Origin of the sequence: Pseudomonas sp. P9_31 (assembly GCF_034008235.1) — a bacterium.
In the GTDB taxonomy this organism is placed as follows: Bacteria; Pseudomonadota; Gammaproteobacteria; order Pseudomonadales; family Pseudomonadaceae; genus Aquipseudomonas.
The window spans coordinates 375324-389978 of record NZ_CP125375.1 but is presented as its reverse complement, the minus strand read 5'-3'; the positions used below and the strand labels follow the sequence as shown (position 1 = coordinate 389978).

14 protein-coding genes are annotated in these 14655 nt (G+C 60.2%); 4 read left to right on the top strand and 10 right to left on the bottom strand.

Annotated features, from left to right (window positions below; translation table 11 throughout):
- Positions 1-38: 38 nt before the first annotated feature.
- A complete protein-coding gene (locus QMK51_RS01740) occupies positions 39-464 on the bottom strand; it encodes a DUF4399 domain-containing protein (RefSeq protein ID WP_320392993.1) in 426 nt (141 codons plus the stop codon).
- A 136-nt stretch (positions 465-600) separates the two neighbouring features.
- Between QMK51_RS01740 and QMK51_RS01735 the strand changes: the two genes are divergently transcribed.
- Entirely contained in the window at positions 601-1185 is a 585-nt protein-coding gene (locus QMK51_RS01735; RefSeq protein ID WP_320392992.1) for a transporter substrate-binding domain-containing protein, read from the top strand.
- Positions 1186-1307: 122 nt separating this feature from the next.
- On the opposite strand, the gene QMK51_RS01730 is transcribed toward QMK51_RS01735, so the two are convergent.
- Together QMK51_RS01730 and QMK51_RS01725 are read right to left on the bottom strand one after the other, a co-directional pair.
- Positions 1308-1793 carry a DUF523 domain-containing protein gene (locus tag QMK51_RS01730; protein ID WP_320392991.1) on the bottom strand — a complete coding sequence of 162 codons (486 nt, stop codon included), beginning with the start codon at positions 1791-1793 and terminating at the stop codon, positions 1308-1310.
- Between the two features lie 2 nt (positions 1794-1795).
- Positions 1796-2428 (bottom strand): 2OG-Fe(II) oxygenase, encoded by a 633-nt coding sequence (locus QMK51_RS01725; protein WP_320392990.1) that lies wholly within the window; start codon positions 2426-2428, stop codon positions 1796-1798.
- A 133-nt stretch (positions 2429-2561) separates the two neighbouring features.
- Between QMK51_RS01725 and QMK51_RS01720 the strand changes: the two genes are divergently transcribed.
- A complete protein-coding gene (locus QMK51_RS01720; protein ID WP_320392989.1) occupies positions 2562-3314 on the top strand; it encodes a DUF2059 domain-containing protein in 753 nt (250 codons plus the stop codon).
- 120 nt (positions 3315-3434) lie between these two features.
- Here QMK51_RS01720 and QMK51_RS01715 read toward each other — a convergent pair whose 3' ends face one another.
- Positions 3435-4382, bottom strand: a complete 948-nt coding sequence (locus QMK51_RS01715) for an alpha/beta hydrolase (RefSeq protein WP_320392988.1) — start codon at positions 4380-4382, stop codon at positions 3435-3437.
- Between the two features lie 97 nt (positions 4383-4479).
- Here QMK51_RS01715 and QMK51_RS01710 point away from each other — a divergent pair, with 97 nt between their 5' ends.
- Together QMK51_RS01710 and QMK51_RS01705 are read left to right on the top strand one after the other, a co-directional pair.
- On the top strand, positions 4480-5058 hold the full coding sequence (locus QMK51_RS01710) for a DUF6436 domain-containing protein (protein ID WP_320392987.1): 579 nt from the start codon (positions 4480-4482) through the stop codon (positions 5056-5058).
- Between the two features lie 103 nt (positions 5059-5161).
- Positions 5162-7573, top strand: coding sequence for a penicillin acylase family protein (locus tag QMK51_RS01705; RefSeq protein WP_320392986.1), 2412 nt, complete (start codon positions 5162-5164; stop codon positions 7571-7573).
- 94 nt (positions 7574-7667) lie between these two features.
- Here QMK51_RS01705 and QMK51_RS01700 read toward each other — a convergent pair whose 3' ends face one another.
- The 6 genes from QMK51_RS01700 to QMK51_RS01675 all read right to left on the bottom strand — a co-directional run bounded on the left by QMK51_RS01700 (position 7668) and on the right by QMK51_RS01675 (position 14605).
- Entirely contained in the window at positions 7668-8558 is an 891-nt protein-coding gene (locus QMK51_RS01700; RefSeq protein WP_320392985.1) for an ABC transporter permease subunit, read from the bottom strand.
- Positions 8555-9436, bottom strand: a complete 882-nt coding sequence (locus QMK51_RS01695) for an ABC transporter permease subunit (RefSeq protein ID WP_258700642.1) — start codon at positions 9434-9436, stop codon at positions 8555-8557. Before QMK51_RS01695 ends, QMK51_RS01700 begins: the two co-directional genes overlap by 4 nt.
- 35 nt (positions 9437-9471) lie before the next feature.
- Positions 9472-10614, bottom strand: a complete 1143-nt coding sequence (locus QMK51_RS01690; RefSeq protein WP_320392984.1) for an ABC transporter ATP-binding protein — start codon at positions 10612-10614, stop codon at positions 9472-9474.
- 61 nt (positions 10615-10675) lie between these two features.
- Positions 10676-11773, bottom strand: coding sequence for a polyamine ABC transporter substrate-binding protein (locus QMK51_RS01685; RefSeq protein ID WP_320392983.1), 1098 nt, complete (start codon positions 11771-11773; stop codon positions 10676-10678).
- Between the two features lie 187 nt (positions 11774-11960).
- Complete coding sequence (locus tag QMK51_RS01680; RefSeq protein WP_320394470.1) at positions 11961-13058, bottom strand: polyamine ABC transporter substrate-binding protein; 1098 nt, start codon at positions 13056-13058, stop codon at positions 11961-11963.
- 182 nt (positions 13059-13240) lie between these two features.
- A complete protein-coding gene (locus tag QMK51_RS01675; protein ID WP_320392982.1) occupies positions 13241-14605 on the bottom strand; it encodes an aspartate aminotransferase family protein in 1365 nt (454 codons plus the stop codon).
- Positions 14606-14655: the final 50 nt, after the last annotated feature.

Genomic DNA, 14655 nt, shown 5'->3' with positions numbered 1-14655 from the left:
TGACCCGAGGGTCTCCCTTTTTCATGCCGGTGGAAAAATCACTTCACCGTCACGGTGATTTTCTTCGAAACGATCGGCGGATCGAACGGCATGTGACCGCTGTCGCCCAGTTCAAGCTGCAAGGTGTGCTTGCCCGGGGCCAGTTTGAGTTCAGCCTGGGTCTGCGCTTTGCCGAAATGCATGTGATTGGCATCGTTCGGAATCGGCTGACCGGCGGCCGGCATCTTGTCGACGTCGATCAGCAGGTGATGGTGGCCGGTGTTCTTGGTGACATCACCGGCCGGCGCGAGCGCAACATCCTTGGTGCCGAACTTGACAATGAAGGTCTGCGCAACAGTGGCCCCGTCCTCGGGAGAAACGATGAATACTTCTGCCCCCTTCGGAGCCGGGGTGGCGGCACTGGCCAGCACCGAAATACCCAGCAGCACACCAGCCAACGCTGCACGTGACATAAAGCTTTTCATTCTCTTCTCCAGTTTTTCCGTAAAATTCGCTCGGCCGTGAATAACTTAACGGCCATTCGTTGTCGAAGGCACTCGATAACCATAGCAAAGCGAGCCTGAACAGCGCGTCGCGATAAATGAATTCAAAGGAGTGACCATGCGTTTTTTGCCTGGCCTGATCTGCCTGCTACCCCTTTTGAGCCCCTTGGCTCATGCCGAACTGATTGACGATGTAAACGACCGCGGCGAATTGCGCATTGCCCTTGAGGCTAATACACCGCCCTTCAATTTCAAGGAAGGCGACAAACTGGCCGGGTTCGAGGTCGAGCTGGGTCAACTGCTGGCCAATGAGCTGGATGTACGGGCCGACTTCGTCGTCACCGATTCCGACGATCTGTTGACCGGCGTCGAAAGCGGCAAGTACGACGTCGCCATCAATCACATAGCACTGACTCCGGACCTGAAGGATCGTTTCGACTTCAGCGAACCTTACATTCACACCGATGCGCAATTGATCGCACAGAAAGACGAGCAACCGCGTTCAATCCTGTTGGTGCAGTCGCTGACGGAGGAAAAGCCGAAAGCCGCCCCTGCTGTGAGCCTGGCGATTCCGTTTCAGAAGGGTAACCCGGCGTTTCACGTCAGCCTGGAAAACGCATTGCAGCGGATCAAGGCCGATGGCCGGCTGGAGGCGCTGGAGCAGAAATGGTTTGGGGCGGATACGGGTGTGCCGAAACCCTGAAATCGCGGAGAAACCTGTGGGAGCGAGCCTGCTCGCGATGGGGTCATAACGTCAACATTGATGCTAAATGTAAAACCGCTATCGCGAGCAGGCTCGCTCCCACATGGGTTTTGGGCAAGGCGCTAGTTCAGGGTTGCCAGGGCTGTCGCCGCTTCGGCCAACTCCAACTCGCTGAAAACCTGAACGCCATGGCGCTTGAGCAAGGCCGCTGTGACACCTTCACCGCTGACCTTCACGCCACTGAACGTCCCGTCATAGGCCAACAGATTCCCGCAGGACGGGCTGTTGGCCTTGAGTACGGCAATCCGGATGCCGTGCTGCCGCACCAGTTCCAGCGCTTGATAAGCCCCCGAAAGAAACTCGGCACTGACATCCTTGCCCTCGGTGGTGATGACCGATGCACAGCCATCAAGCACTTCACCGCCCTGCCCGCCCGGAATTTCCGCCGCGGCCCTTGGCGTCGGTAAACCACCGGCAACTTCCGGGCACAACGGCACCACCCGGCCTTCGGCAATCCACTGCTCCAACAGATCGAACGGCCCGCTGGCCCCGCCGTCATAACGGACGCGGTGACCGAGCAAACAGCGGCTTACCAGAATCTTTTGCATGATCAGAACAGCTCGTTGCCACGACGGCGGAACCAGCCCGTCAACGACAGGCGCTCTCGGGTCGCGGGCAAGACTTCGTGGGGGACTTCGCCCGACAGGAACACCACCAGGCATCCGCCGGTGGGCACCACATCGTGTTCGACGCCCTCATCCAGGTACATGCGCAACTGACCGCCATGCTCGGGCAGCCAGGCGTCATTGAGGTAGATCACCGCCGAGACCATGCGCCGGTCGTCGTCGCGGAAACGGTCGACATGCTTGAGGTAGAAAGCACCAGGCGGGTACAAGGCGAAATGGCTTTCGAAATCTTCCAGCCCCAGAAACAAGCCGCGATTCATCGCCTCGCGCAGGCTGTCCATCAACCCCAGATAGCGGTCGCAAGCCTCGACCTGACCGGGCTCGATCCACTGGATATGGTCGCCGCGAATGCCCTCACGGATCTCCGAAAACGGCCCGCGCCCCACGGCGGCCGGTGCGAGCTCGCCCTCGGCGGCACGCTTGCGGCACTCGGCCGCCAGTGCCCGGGTCAGATCCAGAGGCAGGAAAATATTCTGCCGCGACCAGCCGCGTGCAGCCAGGTCGTCGACGATACGTAACAGCAGCGGGTGATCAGAGGGTATGTGCATGGCGCGCATAGTATTCCTGTGCCCGCAAATCCGACAGAGCCGCGCAGCGGAGGATTGGTCGGATAAGGCACTCAACCTGATACGAATTCTCGACAAGTACGAATGCCGCACGGAGAATAGTCGGCTGCTGACAGGAGCCCCTATGCGTCGCTTGCTTTTCTCACTGCTGATGTTCTGCGTTTTGCCCGCCTGGGCGGACGGCCACGACCAGTTGTACAAGGTCGCCGGTTGGCCAGAACAACGCGCGCATTTCAACGATGCGCTCTCGGCCGCTCAGCAGCGTTACCAGAACAGCCTGCCGCCAGCGGTGTTTCAGGCCCTGGTCAACAACAGCAATCAGCGTTTCGCCCCCAAATCCATGGACCAGCGTGCCGAAGCGCAGCTGCGCAAGAAGCTCGCCGACCCGAAACCTGCGCTGACCTTCTTCCAATCGCCCCTGGGCAAGAAAGTCGTCGCCGCCGAGTTGCTGGCGACCCGTCGCGATCAATTGGCGAAAAACGCCAAGGGCTTGCCGAAAATGCAGGCCAGCGATACTCGCCAGCTGATCATCGGCCACCTCGCCCAGGCCCTGCCCGCCCGCGAGGCCGGCGCGGAAGTCAGCCTCGCGATCGCTGGCGTGGCAGCCGACAGCCTGAGTTCGATGATCCCCGGCCTGCTCGGCGGTGGTCAGGCTCAGGGCATGTTGAACGGCCAGCGCCAGCGCCTGATGGAGCAGATCGGCGCCGACCTGAACAACACGCTGCTGTATGTCTATCGCGACCTGTCGGATGACGAACTGGAAGAGTTTTCGACCTTCGCCGAGTCCACTGAAGGCAAGGCTTACTATCAAGCGGCACTGGCGGCGATTCGTGCGGGGTTGGCGGTGGGGCAGAGCACGTCGAGTCTGGCCCAATAATCTGCAGCGACTGGTAGATCGCTATCGCAAGCAGGCTCGCTCCCACAGTTGACCGGGTTGCCCAGGCAGACACGGTCTAATGTGGGAGCGAGCCTGCTCGCGATAGGGTCGCAATGGCCGCTAAAGATTCCGCCCCTCGATCCGCTTGCTCAAAAAACCGAAATACTCCTGCCGCAACCCCGGCGACTCATTCGCCAAATGATGCCGCGCCTCAGGCAGCATCAGCACCTGAGGCCGATCGAACTTGCCTCGCAATACCTCAAGGTTGTGCTCCCAATCCACCGTCATGTCCGCCTGCCCCTGCACAATCAGCGGCCGCCGCGGGCTCTTCGGTGCCGCTTCGATACGCTTGATCCACCGTCCCAGCGCACCGACCCAGGCCGTTGGCAGACGCAGCGGCTGCAACGGATCGGCTTGCAGGAACGCCAGGAAGTCAGGGTCGTTGGAGTTCTCGCTGAAGCGCCGGGCGATGCCATTGACGAACGGCTTGAGCAGGTAATAACTGAGCTTCGACCAGCCCCAGGCTCGCGGCCGCACCAGTGGCGACAGCAGAATCACCTGCCCTTGGGCCGGGCTGTTCGCCCCCTGATTGAGCACATGGTCGATCACGATCGCCCCGCCGGTGCTTTGCCCGCACAAGTGCCAGGGCTGCGGAAGGCCCAGCGACTGCGCCTCGGCCAACAGCCCTTGCAGAGTATCCTGATACTCGGCGAAGTCCTTGATGCTCGCCCGTTCGCCACTGGACAGCCCATGCCCCGGCAGATCACAGGCGATCACCGCAAAACCCTGGTCCAGCGCCCACTCGATCACATGCCCGTAGAGCCCGGTGTGATCGTAGAAACCGTGAAACAAAAACAGCGTCGCCTTTGCCCGCTCGGGCCACCAGAGCTGGCTGACCACTTCATAGCCATCGACCTCGAAACGCCCCAGGCCACTGCGCAGGGCTCGCGGCGCAAAGTCCAGCCCATAAAAACGCTGATAGGCCATGGCCTCCGTCGACAGCGGCTGCCACTCGGCCAATGGCCGCAGGCTGGCACGCAAATGATCGGGGTCGAAAGTGGCAGGCATGGGCTATTCCAAAGCGCTAAACGGACTTTATGGGCCTGCGATATTCATCTGTCGCGGCAAGCATGGCAAGCTAGCCGACCTTCGAGGATTGAAACCCATGCGCCCGGCCTACCGCACCACACTGCTTGCCAGCCTGCTCGCCCTTGTGTGTGCCGGCGGGCTGTGGGCCGCCTATGACTGGTTTCAGGGGCGCTACTTGCGAGCCTTCAGTTCGCACACGGCGGTATTCTCCGGCGACCCGTTGCACTTGCCGGACGAACTTGCCGGCCCCGGCGCCATCCGCCTGGTGCACTTCTGGGACCCGGCCTGCCCGTGCAATGTCGGCAACCAACAACACCTGACCGAACTGGTTGAGCACTATGCACCGCAGGGCGTCGAGTTCTATGCGGTACAAAAGCCCGGCAGTCATGCTCAGTTGCCCGGCACCTTGAGCCGCCTTAAAACCATCACCGTCCTGCCAGGCTCCGAACAAATCCCTGCCAGCCCGGCAGTAGCGATTTGGGACCGCAGCGGCCAGCTGGCGTATTTCGGTCCGTACAGCGAAGGCCTGACCTGCAATTCGAGTAACAGTTTTATCGAGCCCATCCTGCAAGCGCTGAACGAAGGCCGGGCGGTGAACGCCACCCATACGCTGGCGGTGGGTTGCTACTGCCCGTGGCCTGCGCAGGTGAAGTAAGGCATTCCTGGCTTTTCCAGGACCGCGATGCCCGGCACAGGAGGTCTGTGCTACACGTTTGCAGCCCACGCGGGCGGCAATCCCGACCGAACAAGGAGTCACCATGAAACGCGTCCTGACCGTACTTGCCTTGCTGATCGTCGTGCTCGTCGCCGGGGGCGGCTGGTATGTGTACAGCAAGCAACCGACGCGCCAGGGCCAGGTGCAATTGCAGCACCTGCAAGGTTCGGTGACCGTGCGCTACGACGAGCGCGGCGTGCCGCATATCCGCGCCGAAAACGAAACCGACCTCTATCGCGCCCTCGGCTACGTGCAAGCCCAGGACCGATTGTTCCAGATGGAAGCCGTGCGGCGTCTGGCCCGTGGGGAGCTGGCCGAAGTCCTCGGCCCGAAACTGCTCGACACCGACAAACTGTTTCGCAGCCTGCGCATCCGCGAACGAGCTGAAAGCTACGTGGCCGCGCTGGATCGTCAGTCGCCGGCGTGGAAGGCCCTGCAAGCTTATCTGGACGGCATCAATCAATATCAGGACAACCACGCTGCGCCGGCAGAGTTCGACGTGCTGGGGATCCCCAAGCGCCCTTTCACCGCCGAAGACAGCATCAGCATCGCCGGCTACATGGCCTACAGCTTTGCCGCGGCGTTTCGCACCGAACCCTTGCTGACTTACGTGCGTGACCAACTGGGCGTCGAATACCTGAACATCTTCGATCTCGACTGGCAGCCCAAGGGCGTGCTGGCCAAAGAGCACGCCAACCCTGCGCCGGCCCTCACCGCCAATGACTGGAAGGACCTGAACGCCCTCGCCCGTTTGAGTGAGCAGGCGCTGGCCGACAATGGCCTGCCACAGTTCGAAGGCAGCAATGCCTGGGTGATTTCCGGCAACCGCAGCAAAAGCGGCAAGCCTCTGCTGGCCGGTGACCCGCACATTCGCTTCTCGGTGCCGTCGGTGTGGTACGAAGCGCACCTGTCAGCGCCGGGTTTCGAGCTTTATGGTTACCATCAGGCGCTGGTGCCGTTTGCATTTCTCGGCCACAACCTGGACTTCGGCTGGAGCCTGACGATGTTCCAGAACGACGATCTGGACCTGATCGCAGAGAAGGTCAACCCGGACAACCCGAACCAGGTCTGGTATCGCGGCCAGTGGGTCGACATGGTCAACACCGAACAACAGATCGCGGTGAAAGGCCAGTCACCGGTCACGCTGACCCTGCGTCAATCGCCCCACGGTCCGATCATCAACGATGCACTCGGCACTGCCGCCGGCAAGACACCGGTTGCCATGTGGTGGGCCTTCCTCGAGACCCCGAATCCGATCCTCGACGGCTTCTATCAGCTCAACCGCGCCGACACCCTGGCCAAGGCCCGCGCCGCATCGGCCAAGGTTCAGGCACCGGGGCTGAACATCGTCTACGCCAACGCCAAGGGCGACATCGGTTGGTGGGCCTCGGCGCTGCTGCCCAAGCGTCCGGCCGGGGTGAAGCCCGGTTTCATCCTCGACGGCAGTACCCCTCAGGCGGACAAGGAAGGCTTTTATCCGTTCAGCGCCAACCCACAGGAAGAGAATCCGGCGCGGGGCTACATCGTCTCGGCCAATTTCCAGCCGGTATCGCCGACCGGCATGGAGATTCCCGGTTACTACAACCTCGCCGATCGCGGTCAGCAGCTCAATCGTCAGCTCAGCGACAAAAACGTGAAGTGGGACAACAAAGCCAACCAGAAGCTGCAACTGGGCACCACCACCGCCTACGGTCCGCGTTTGCTGGCGCCATTGTTGCCGGTGCTGCGTGAAGTGGTGAGCGACCCCGCCGAGCTCAAACTGGTGGAGCAACTGGCGCAGTGGAGCGGCGACTACCCGCTGGACTCCATCAGCGCCACGCTGTTCAACCAGTTCTTGTTCAACCTCGCCGACGCAGCGATGCGCGATGAACTGGGCAATGACTTCTTCGAAACATTGCTCCCGACCCGGGTGATCGATGCCGCGCTACCACGTCTGGCGGCCTCCGCCGATTCACCGTGGTGGGACAACCGCAACACCCCCGGCAAGGAAACCCGCGCCGATACGGTCAAGGTGGCCTGGCAAGCGAGCATGGCTCACCTCAAGACCACCCTGGGCGCCGATGTCACGCAATGGCAGTGGGGCAAGGCGCACACCCTGACCCACGGCCATCCGCTGGGGATGCAAAAGCCGCTGGACCGGATCTTCAACGTTGGCCCGTTCGCGGCACCCGGCACCCACGAAGTGCCGAACAACCTCTCGGCCAAGATCGGCCCGGCGCCGTGGCCCGTGACCTACGGCCCGTCGACCCGGCGCCTGATCGACTTCGCCGACCCGGCCCACAGCCTGACCATCAACCCGGTCGGCCAGAGCGGCGTACCGTTCGACAGCCACTATGCCGACCAGGCCGAGGCGTATATCGAAGGGGTTTATTACCAGGCGAATTTCAATGATGAAGAAGTGACGGCCAATACCCGCAGCACGTTGAGGCTGTTGCCCGCGCGGGTCGCGCAGTAGATTTTTTGTTGTCCCGGCGGGCTTCATCGCGAGCAGGCTCGCTCCCACAGGGATTTGGGTTGGCCACGTAACGGTGGTCAACCCAACATCTAGCTCAAGCCGCTTCCGGCGCCGGCGCTCGGCGCACGTCCGGTTGTTTCCAGGAGTCGGCGGCGCCTTCCTCGATAGCCTGCTGGATCGCACGCTTGCGAATCTCTTCGGCACGGCGGCTGAAGAACCAGACCAGGAAGGTCACCAGCGACACCGCCAGCAGAATCAGACTGGCCACGGCGTTGATCTCGGGCTTCACGCCCAGGCGCACCGCCGAGAACACTTCCATCGGCAGGGTCGTGGAACCCGGGCCCGACACGAAGCTCGCCAGCACCAGATCATCCAGGGACAACGCGAACGACATCATGCCCCCCGCCGCCAGGGACGGTGCGATCATCGGGATGGTGATCAGGAAGAACACCTTCCACGGCCGCGCACCGAGGTCCATGGCCGCTTCTTCGATGGACAGGTCCAGCTCACGCAAGCGCGCCGACACCACCACCGCCACATAGGCTGCGCAGAACGTGGTGTGAGCGATCCAGATGGTGACGATGCCTCGCTCCTGCGGCCAGCCGATCATCTGCGCCATGGCCACGAACAGCAGCAACAACGACAGGCCGGTGATCACTTCGGGCATCACCAACGGCGCGGTCACCAGGCCACCGAACAGCGTGCGGCCCTTGAAGTGGGTGATGCGGGTCAGCACGAAGGCCGCCAGCGTCCCCAGTGCCACCGCTGCAATCGCCGTGTAGCAGGCGATTTCCAGCGAGCGCACCACCGAGCCCATCAATTGGGTGTTGTCCAGCAACCCCACGTACCACTTGATCGACCAGCCGCCCCACACCGTCACCAGTTTCGAGGCGTTGAACGAGTAGAGCACCAGAATCAGCATCGGCGCGTAGATGAACAGCAAACCCAGCACCAGCATCAGGTTCGAGAAACGGAAGCGCTTCATTCTTTACCCTCCATTTCCTTGGCCTGACTGCGGTTGAACAGGATGATCGGCACAATCAGGATCGCCAGCATCACCACCGCCAGGGCAGACGCCACCGGCCAGTCACGGTTGTTGAAGAACTCTTGCCAGAGCACTTTACCGATCATCAGGGTTTCCGGACCGCCGAGCAGTTCCGGGATCACGAACTCCCCCACCACCGGGATGAACACCAACATGCAGCCGGCGATGATGCCGTTTTTCGACAGCGGCACGGTGATCTTCCAGAAACTGTTGAAGGTGCTCGAGCCGAGGTCCGATGCGGCTTCCAGCAGGCTGGTGTCGTGTTTGACCAGGTTGGCGTAGAGCGGCAGGATCATGAAGGGCAGGTACGAATACACCACGCCGATGTACACGGCCAGGTTGGTGTTGAGGATCTGCAGCGGTTCGTCGATCCAGCCCATGCTCATCAGGAAACCATTGAGCAGGCCGTTGTTGCTTAGGATGCCCATCCACGCATACACGCGGATCAGGATCGCGGTCCAGGTCGGCATCATGATCAGCAGCACCAGCACCGTTTGCAGCTCTTTGCGCGCACTGGCGATGGCGTAGGCCATCGGGTAGCCGATCAGCAGGCAGAGGATGGTGCTGACCAGCGCCATCTTCAGCGAGCCGAGGTAAGCGGCGATGTACAACTCATCGTCACCGAGCATCGCGTAGTTGCCCAGGTTAAGCAGCACCTGGAGCTTCTGGTCGATGAAGCTATAGATCTCGGTGTACGGCGGTATGGCCACGTCTGCTTCGGCGAAGCTGATCTTCAGGACGATGAAGAACGGCAACATGAAGAACAGGAACAGCCAGATGAACGGAACCCCGATGACCAGCTGACGGCCACCGGGAATTATTCGATTGAGGCGGCGTTTGAGTTTGCGCATGTTCATGAGCGAAGTACCACGCCGCTGTCGTCTTCCCACCACACGTAAACCTGATCACCCCAGGTCGGCCGCTGGCCACGGCGCTCGGCGTTGGCGACGAAGGACTGCACCAGTTTACCGCTCGGCAGTTCGACGTAGAACACCGAGTGGCCGCCCAGGTAGGCGATGTCGTGCACCTTGCCGCTGGACCAGTTGTGTTCACAGGTCGGCATGTCGGCCGTCACCAGCAGTTTTTCCGGACGGATCGCGTAGGTGACGGACTTGTCCTGCACCGAGGTGCTGATGCCGTGGCCCACGTAGATGTTGCGATCCAGGTCCTTGCAGGTGATCAGCGCATGGCCCTCGGCGTCGTCCACCACTTCGCCTTCGAAGATGTTGACGTTGCCGATGAACTCGCAGACCAGACGGCTGGTCGGGGTTTCGTAGATGTCGATCGGGCTGCCGATCTGGGCGATCCAGCCCAGGTGCATGATCGCGATTCGCTCGGCCATGGTCATGGCCTCTTCCTGATCGTGGGTCACCATCACGCAGGTTACGCCGACGCGTTCGATGATCTCGACCAGCTCCAGTTGCATTTGCGAACGCAGCTTCTTGTCCAGCGCGCCCATCGGTTCGTCGAGCAGCAACAGCTTCGGTCGCTTGGCCAAAGAACGCGCCAGCGCCACACGCTGACGCTGGCCACCGGACAACTGATGGGGTTTGCGCTTGGCATACTCGCTCATCTGCACCAGCTTGAGCATCTCGGCCACACGAGCATCGACTTCAGCCGACGGGATCTTGTCCTGCTTGAGGCCGAAGGCGATGTTCTGCGCCACCGTCATGTGCGGGAACAAGGCATAGGACTGGAACATCATGTTGATCGGCCGTTCGTACGGCGGCATCTCCGTGATGTCGACGCCGTCGAGGTAAATGCGCCCCTCCGTGGGCCGTTCGAAACCTGCCAGCATCCGCAGCAAGGTGGACTTGCCCGAACCCGAGCCGCCGAGCAAGGCGAAGATTTCGCCTTTCTTGATTTCCAGGGACACGTCGTCCACGGCAATCGTCTCGTCGAACTTTTTGGTGACCCGGTCGATTTTGACCAACACCTGTTTAGGTGTCTGGTCGCCCTCGAGGGCTTTCTTATAGGCGCCGGAGGCAACTGCCATTTACGAAACTCCCAACAGAATTTGCAGTTCGCTCAACGTGGCGAACCTGGATAGTTTGAAGCTATTTGCCCGACTTGACCTTGGTCCAGCTGCGCGTCATCAAACGTTGAATGTTCGGTGGCAACTCGATGGATACGTACGTCTTGTCGAGGACCGCTTGCGGTGGATAGACCGATGCGTCGGTGCGTATGGACTGTTCCATCAGTTTGTCCGACCCGGGGTTCGGGTTGGCGTAGCCTACGGAATCGCTGACCTGGGCGATCACCTCGGGTTTGAGCAAATAGTTGATGAAGGCATGGGCTTCTTTGGCGTTGGTGGCATCCTTGGGGATCGCCAGCATGTCGAACCAGAGCGCACCGCCCTCTTTCGGAATCGCGTAGGCGATGTTCATGCCTTTGCCGGCTTCAGCCGCGCGGGCCTTGGCCTGGAACATATCGCCGGAGAAGCCGATCGCCACGCAGATGTCACCATTGGCCAGGTCTGCGATGTATTTGGACGAGTGGAAGTACGTCACGTAAGGCCGTACCGCCAGCAACTTGGCTTCGGCCTTTTTGTAGTCTTCAGGATTGGTGCTGTTGGCGTTCAGGCCCATGTAGTTGAGGACCGTCGGCATCATTTCATCGGCGGAGTCGAGGAACGCCACGCCACAGCTGTGCAGTTTCTTGATGTTCTGCGGCTCGAACACCACATCCCAGGAATCGATCTTGTCGAGGCCCAGCACCGCCTTGACCTTGTCGACGTTGTAGCCGATGCCGTTGGTGCCCCACAGATACGGCACGGCGTACTGGTTGCCCGGGTCGTTCTGCTCCAGGCGCTTGAGCAGCACCGGGTCGAGGTTGGAATAGTTAGTCAGCTTCGATTTATCGAGCTTCTGGAAAGCGCCCGCCTTGATCTGCTTGCCAAGGAAGTGGTTGGACGGCACGACCACGTCGTAACCGGTGCGCCCGGCCAGCAACTTGCCTTCCAGGGTTTCGTTGGAATCGAAGACGTCATATACCGGCTTGATGCCGGTTTCTTTCTCGAAGTCGGCCAGGGTGGTCGCACCGATGTAGTCCGACCAATTATAAATATGCACCGTGCCAGCGGCCTGAACACTGACGGCAAGCGTCAGCCCGGCGCCGACCAGCAGGGCATTGCGCAACAAAGAAAAAATAGGCAAGTGGAGGTCCTCTAAAATTAGTTGGGCCCAAGTTGCCCCGCGCTACATGACAGCCATGGCTGCCTGGCAACAAAACCGGCGCGCAACTTACCCTCGAAAAACCGTTCCAGCAAAACTTTCTGTCATTTAATTATTCCTGTTGCCGCCATCGCGCGACGACGGCAACAGGTAGTTGCCTCAAATCGGCTTATTTACCGGATTTGATCTTGGTCCAGCTGCGAGTCAGGATCCGCTGGGTGGCGGCCGGCAAGTCGGCAATCGCGTACAGCTTGGCCAGGACTTCCGCTGGCGGGTAGATGCCTGGATCGCTGGTGATTTCTTTATCGACCAGTGGAGTCGACGCCGCGTTACCGTTCGGGAAACGTACGGCGTCGGTGATTTCTGCCATGATTTCCGGCTTCTGCAGGAAGGTCATGAACTTGTAGGCGCCTTCGACGTTCTCGGCATCTTTAGGGATGGCGACCATGTCGTAGAAACTGCCGGCACCTTCTTTCGGAATGTTGTAGCTGACTTTCACCTTGTCACCGGCTTCAGCGGCGCGAGCCTTGGCCTGGTACATGTCACCCGAGTAACCCACGGCGACGCAGATGTTGCCGTTGGCCAGGTCGGAGATGTACTTGGACGAGTGGAAGTAGCTCACCGAAGGACGAATCTTCAGGAACAATGCTTCGGCTTCAGCCAGTTGTTTCTTGTCCTGGGTGTCGGTCGGATAGCCCAGGTAATGCAGCGCCGCCGGAATCATCTCGGTTGGCGAATCGAGGAAACTGATACCGCACGACTTCAACTTGGCAGCGTTTTCAGGTTTGAACAGCAAGTCCCAGGAGTTGGTTGGCGCATCGGCACCCAGTGCAGCCTTAACCTTCTCGGCGTTGAAACCGATACCGATCGAACCCCACATGTAAGGGAACCCGTGTTCGTTGCCCGGGTCGCTCACCGTTACCGCTTTAAGGAGGTCCGGGTTCAGGTTTTTCCAGTTAGGCAGCTTGGACTTGTCCAGCTTCTGGTAAACGCCGGCCTTGATCTGCTTGGCCAGGAAGTTGTTCGACGGCACGACGATGTCGTAGCCGGACTTGCCTGCCAATAGCTTGGCTTCGAGGGTTTCGTTACTGTCGAACACGTCGTAGACGACTTTGATACCCGACTCGGCCTCGAACTTCTTGACGGTATCCGGTGCGATGTAATCGGACCAGTTGTACACGTGCAGTACCTTGTCATCGGCCTGTACTGCACCCGCCATCACGCCCATCAGGGACATGGCGAGGAGGGTCTTGCCAGCTATCTTCATACCTAATGCCTTCATGGGTAATGCTCCAGTTTTTCTTTTTAACCACCTGCTCAGCAGCCTGTTACCGGGCATCCGAACAACCGTTAGTCTGGCAAGATCCAAGGCAGGCTTTCAAGGAGAGCCCCGTCCTTTGTTTGCACTGAGCGAAGTGCTCACTTCACACCTCGCTCAGAGCCTAGCACTTAGCCCTGTAACGCACTCAGGGTCAGGTCCAGGCACTTGCGTGCTTTTGTTACCAGCTCATCGATTTCAGCCGGTGTAATCACCAGTGGCGGAGCAATGATCATGGTGTCGCCCACCGCGCGCATGATCAGGCCGTTGTCGAAGCAGAAGGTGCGGCAAATCATGCCAACGCCCTTGCCTTCGTAACGTTTGCGGGTGGCCTTGTCCTGAACCAGTTCGATGGCCCCCAACAGACCGACCCCACGAACTTCCCCCACCAACGGGTGATCGCTCAGTTCCCGTAGACGCTTTTGCAAATAAGGTGCCGTTTCTGCACGCACGCGCTCGACAATTTTCTCTTCGCGCAGGATGCGGATGTTTTCCAGCGCCACCGCAGCGGCCACCGGGTGCCCGGAATAGGTGAAACCGTGGTTGAAATCGCCCCCCTCATTGAGCACGTCGACCACTTCGTCACGCACGATCAGGCCACCCATCGGGATGTAGCCGGATGTCAGGCCCTTGGCGATGGTCATCATGTCGGGTTTGAGGTCGTAGTAATCGCTGCCGAACCACTCGCCGGTACGGCCGAAACCGCAGATGACTTCGTCGGCCACGAACAGAATGTCGTACTTGGCGAGGATTTCCTTGATGCGCGGCCAGTAGCTGTCTGGCGGAATGATCACGCCGCCAGCGCCCTGGATCGGCTCGGCAATAAAGGCACCGACGTTGTCGACGCCGACCTCCAGGATTTTCTCTTCCAACTGATTGGCCGCCCAGATACCGAACTCGTTCGGCGTCATGTCACCGCCTTCGCCGAACCAGTACGGCTGGGCGATGTGGACGATACCCGGAATCGGCAAGTCGCCCTGTTCGTGCATATAGGTCATGCCGCCCAGGCTCGCGCCGGCCACGGTGGAACCGTGATAGCCGTTCTTGCGACTGATGATGACTTTCTTCTTCGGCTGGCCCTTGATCGCCCAGTAGTGACGGACCATACGCAGCATGGTGTCGTTGCCTTCGGAGCCGGAGCCGGTGAAGAACACGTGGTTCATGCCTTCAGGCGCTATATCGGCGATGACCTTGGCCAACTCCAGCACCGGCGGGTGAGCGGTCTGGAAGAACAGGTTGTAATAAGGCAGTTCGCGCATCTGTTTGCTGGCCGCATCGGCCAACTCATCGCGACCATAGCCGATCGCAACACACCACAGGCCAGCCATGCCGTCGAGGATCTTGTTGCCTTCGCTGTCCCAGAGGTAAACGCCTTTGGCATTAGTGATGATCCGCGGGCCTTTCTCTTTCAGCTGCTTGAAGTCGCTGAACGGGGCCAGGTGGTGATCGCTGCTCAGGGTTTGCCACTCACGGGTTTTCGGGTTGTTGCTGGTCATGCGAATTCTCCTTGGATTGCAGTGACGACGCGACGAGGATCCGTCGCGCC

Bases quoted from the DNA above. Each gene is read 5' to 3' on its own strand.
- QMK51_RS01740 (WP_320392993.1), bottom strand. From the start codon at position 464: ATGAAAAGCTTTATGTCACGTGCAGCGTTGGCTGGTGTGCTGCTGGGT.
- QMK51_RS01735 (WP_320392992.1), top strand. From the start codon at position 601: ATGCGTTTTTTGCCTGGCCTGATCTGCCTGCTACCCCTTTTGAGCCCC.
- QMK51_RS01730 (WP_320392991.1), bottom strand. From the start codon at position 1,793: ATGCAAAAGATTCTGGTAAGCCGCTGTTTGCTCGGTCACCGCGTCCGT.
- QMK51_RS01725 (WP_320392990.1), bottom strand. From the start codon at position 2,428: ATGCGCGCCATGCACATACCCTCTGATCACCCGCTGCTGTTACGTATC.
- QMK51_RS01720 (WP_320392989.1), top strand. From the start codon at position 2,562: ATGCGTCGCTTGCTTTTCTCACTGCTGATGTTCTGCGTTTTGCCCGCC.
- QMK51_RS01715 (WP_320392988.1), bottom strand. From the start codon at position 4,382: ATGCCTGCCACTTTCGACCCCGATCATTTGCGTGCCAGCCTGCGGCCA.
- QMK51_RS01710 (WP_320392987.1), top strand. From the start codon at position 4,480: ATGCGCCCGGCCTACCGCACCACACTGCTTGCCAGCCTGCTCGCCCTT.
- QMK51_RS01705 (WP_320392986.1), top strand. From the start codon at position 5,162: ATGAAACGCGTCCTGACCGTACTTGCCTTGCTGATCGTCGTGCTCGTC.
- QMK51_RS01700 (WP_320392985.1), bottom strand. From the start codon at position 8,558: ATGAAGCGCTTCCGTTTCTCGAACCTGATGCTGGTGCTGGGTTTGCTG.
- QMK51_RS01690 (WP_320392984.1), bottom strand. From the start codon at position 10,614: ATGGCAGTTGCCTCCGGCGCCTATAAGAAAGCCCTCGAGGGCGACCAG.
- QMK51_RS01680 (WP_320394470.1), bottom strand. From the start codon at position 13,058: ATGAAGATAGCTGGCAAGACCCTCCTCGCCATGTCCCTGATGGGCGTG.
- QMK51_RS01675 (WP_320392982.1), bottom strand. From the start codon at position 14,605: ATGACCAGCAACAACCCGAAAACCCGTGAGTGGCAAACCCTGAGCAGC.